The 3,286-nt window shown below is 27.8% G+C and carries 2 protein-coding genes; both read right to left on the bottom strand.

All coding sequences use genetic code 11. The annotated features are described in order from the left end of the window. Nucleotides 1–166: 166 nt before the first annotated feature. Nucleotides 167–1,708: a methyl-accepting chemotaxis protein gene (locus tag EO083_RS09625; RefSeq protein ID WP_164723718.1), complete on the bottom strand. Its 1,542-nt coding sequence runs from the start codon at nucleotides 1,706–1,708 to the stop codon at nucleotides 167–169. A gap of 16 nt (nucleotides 1,709–1,724) precedes the next feature. Beyond that, nucleotides 1,725–3,062: an HD-GYP domain-containing protein gene (locus tag EO083_RS09620; protein ID WP_126994231.1), complete on the bottom strand. Its 1,338-nt coding sequence runs from the start codon at nucleotides 3,060–3,062 to the stop codon at nucleotides 1,725–1,727. Nucleotides 3,063–3,286: the final 224 nt, after the last annotated feature.

The raw sequence follows: 3,286 nt of genomic DNA, 5'->3' as shown, positions 1-3,286 counted from the left end.
TCCTCTTTACCATTTAAAATACCCCCTTCTTGGTTTTATTTTACCATACCAAGAAGAGGGTTACCTATTTCCTATATCTTTCATTTACACAAAATTTTTTATGGTCTCGTTCCTTATAGAATTTAAGCTAAAATTTCTAGGAACTGCCCTTTTTTATAGTGAAAATTTAAATTTTATATCTTTCAACAACTTCTTTTAATCTAACTACATTATTTCTAATAAGGTTAACTCTAGATGCTATTTCTTCGGCACTAGCACTAGTTTCTTCAGCTAAACTATTGATTTCTTGTATACTTTCATTAATATCTATTACATTCTTTGAATTTTCTGTCATAGCTGTTGCAATCTCATCTACCGCTGCTGTTTGTTCTTCAACTGCAGCCGCAATGTTTTGTAACATTTCATTTATTTTATCAATCGATCCAATTATTTCATCAAGTTTTTCATCTGCTCTATCAGCTAATCTAACTCCTTCCTCAACTTGAGCAGTTATTTCATTGGAAACATCTTTTGCTACATTTGCAATATCACTAATTTCATTAACCACAACTTTTATTTTTTCGGAAGCTATTTTACTTTCCTCTGCAAGCTTCCTTATTTCATCAGCTACCACTGCAAATCCTTTCCCCGCTTCCCCAGCTCTTGCAGCTTCAATTGCTGCATTTAATGCTAAAAGGTTAGTCTGCTCTGCTATTTGATTAATTGTTTCAATAAATTGAGTTATATCCTTTGCTCCTTTATCAAAACTTTCTACAACCCTTTCTACATCTTTTGTGGAATCGGATATTTGTTTTGTTGTACTAATTACATTTTTTAAAATTTTGCCGGCTTCTTTTACGTTTTGAGAACTTTCTTCAGCAAAAATAGCTGAATTTTGTGCACTATCTGCAATACTCTTAGTTGCTGAACTTATTTCCTGTGCTCCTGCAGTTGTTTCTTGAATACTAGCAGAAATTACTTCTACTTTCTGTGAAATACTATTTAAATGTTCACCTACATGAACCGATTGTTCTGCCACATCTTCTATTTCTTCGCCAATAGCTTCTATATTTTCCGAAACTTTTAAAGTTTCATCTTTAACCTCTTTAATATTATTTTTAAAAAATTCAATCGATGATTTAAATTCATTAAACATTACTCCAAATTCATCATTCGTTTTTACATCTTCCATTTCAATAGTAAAATCATTATTTTTTAATCTTTTTGAAAGCTCTAAAATAGGATTTAAATACTTTAACATTTTACTGGAAAGTAAAATTGCCAAAAATATAGAAACAACAGCAATAATAATTGGTAAAACTATTAAAAAGAGTTTATAAATAGTCTTTGTACTCGTAAGTTCATCATTTAATAATTTTTTATTTTTTTCTAAATTATTCATAAGGGTTTTCTTAAAACTATCCAAAGACTTCTTATCAATCGTTCCATTGTTAATTTTTTCTAATATTGATGAAAATACATTTTTTAACTCTCCATCTAACAACGAATTTAAATCATTTGCCATTTTTTTTACATCTTTTCCCTCATCATATGATGAAACTAAATCATTATATTTTAAAAGTACTTCAATTGTTTTATCATATGAACTAAAAGTATTTATAAAAATACTTGTCACGCCATTAATCTTATAAAAAGAATAAAATCCCAAAAGCACTAAAATAAAAATTGGAATACTTACTAAAATTATTAACTTCAACCTCAAACTCATAATATCACCTCCGTTTTTAAAATTTAAAATCTTTTTCAAAAACATTAATACATGCATCTACAACCATTTCATCATACTTTATTCCTTTATTAATTTTAATTTCTTCCAACGCCTTTTCAAAACCAAGTGATGGTCTGTATGGCCTATGTGACATCATTGCATCTACTGTATCAGCAACAGCAATTATTTTAGATTCCAACAATATTTCTTGGCAATTTAATGCTAGTGGATACCCACTTCCATCGCACCTTTCATGATGTTGAAAGACAATCTTACTTATTTTCTCAAAAGGCGGTATTAAATTTGAAAGAAGTTCATATCCGATTCTTGGATGTTCACGTATAAGATTCAATTCTAATACAGACAAAGAACTAGGTTTTACTAATATTTCAAGAGGTACTCCTATTTTACCAATATCATGAACCAAAGCAGCATACCTCAAAATTTTAAGTTCCTCATTATCGAAACCTAATTCCTTACCAATTTCAACGGATAATTTTGCAACATTCTTTTGATGTCCTGCCGTATATGGATCTCTTAACTCAACTAATTTTGACATCACCTTTAATATATCTTCGATAACCATTTCTAAATGTTTATTCTTTTGTGCAATTTCATTCCTTAATTTTAATCTATCACTAGTAATTGAAATTGCAACTTCAAGTTCCCTCAAAAACTCTAACATATACTCATCAAAAACATTACTCGTAAATGATGCAATTAATATTAATTCACCCACAAAATCTGTATGTAAAATTGGATATACCAAATAACTTTTTCCAAACTTATTGAAAATTCTATATTTCTTTAATCTATAAACTTGAATTAAATCATGTTTAATTTCACTATTTAAGAAATTTGTTGATGTTTCATATAACTTTTTAATCTCATTTTTAGAAATCTGATATATACCAACACCTTCAACTTCTGGAATTTTTAATATACCCGTTGCAATACTACTATATACATCAATTAAATTCTCAGGGTCTAAAAAACTTGATAACAATTCAAGTTCAATATCTTGAAAAAACTTCGCTTTGTTAACATTTGTAGTTTTCTGAATTAATTTTGTCATATCACTAAAAGTTAACCAACATGAATTTTTATCAGGTAAAACGAAAATATCTAAATACTTTTCAAAATATGAAGAATATCCAAAAATGTGTATTGTCTTTCCATACTCTAAAGATTTAGCTATTTTCTTCAATATGTAGTTATCAAGTTTTGAAAATAATTTAAAGAAATCTTCTCCTATCAAATCTTTGTTTTCAAATAGAGTTGATATAAAGCCAGAAACGTGAGTAATAATAAATTCTTTATCCTTCACTTTTTTACATTGAATAACACTTTCCATTTATCAAACCTCCATCGAAATTGATAAACCATATATATTATAACGTATTTTACTTATAAAAGAAAAGACACTTCTTAACTTTTTCTATTCGTAAATATTATATAAAAAAAATGCTAAATTTCCAAACGCATCAAAGATATATATTGTAGACCCTGGCCAATGTAAAAAGTAGGTTAAATTAGAATATAAAAAAAGGGCTACACCTGCTAAAATTATTTTTGTAC

Source organism: Thermosipho globiformans, from assembly GCF_003990895.1.
Taxonomy (GTDB): domain Bacteria; phylum Thermotogota; class Thermotogae; order Thermotogales; family Fervidobacteriaceae; genus Thermosipho; species Thermosipho japonicus.
This window is presented reverse-complemented; position numbering and strand designations above follow the sequence as displayed.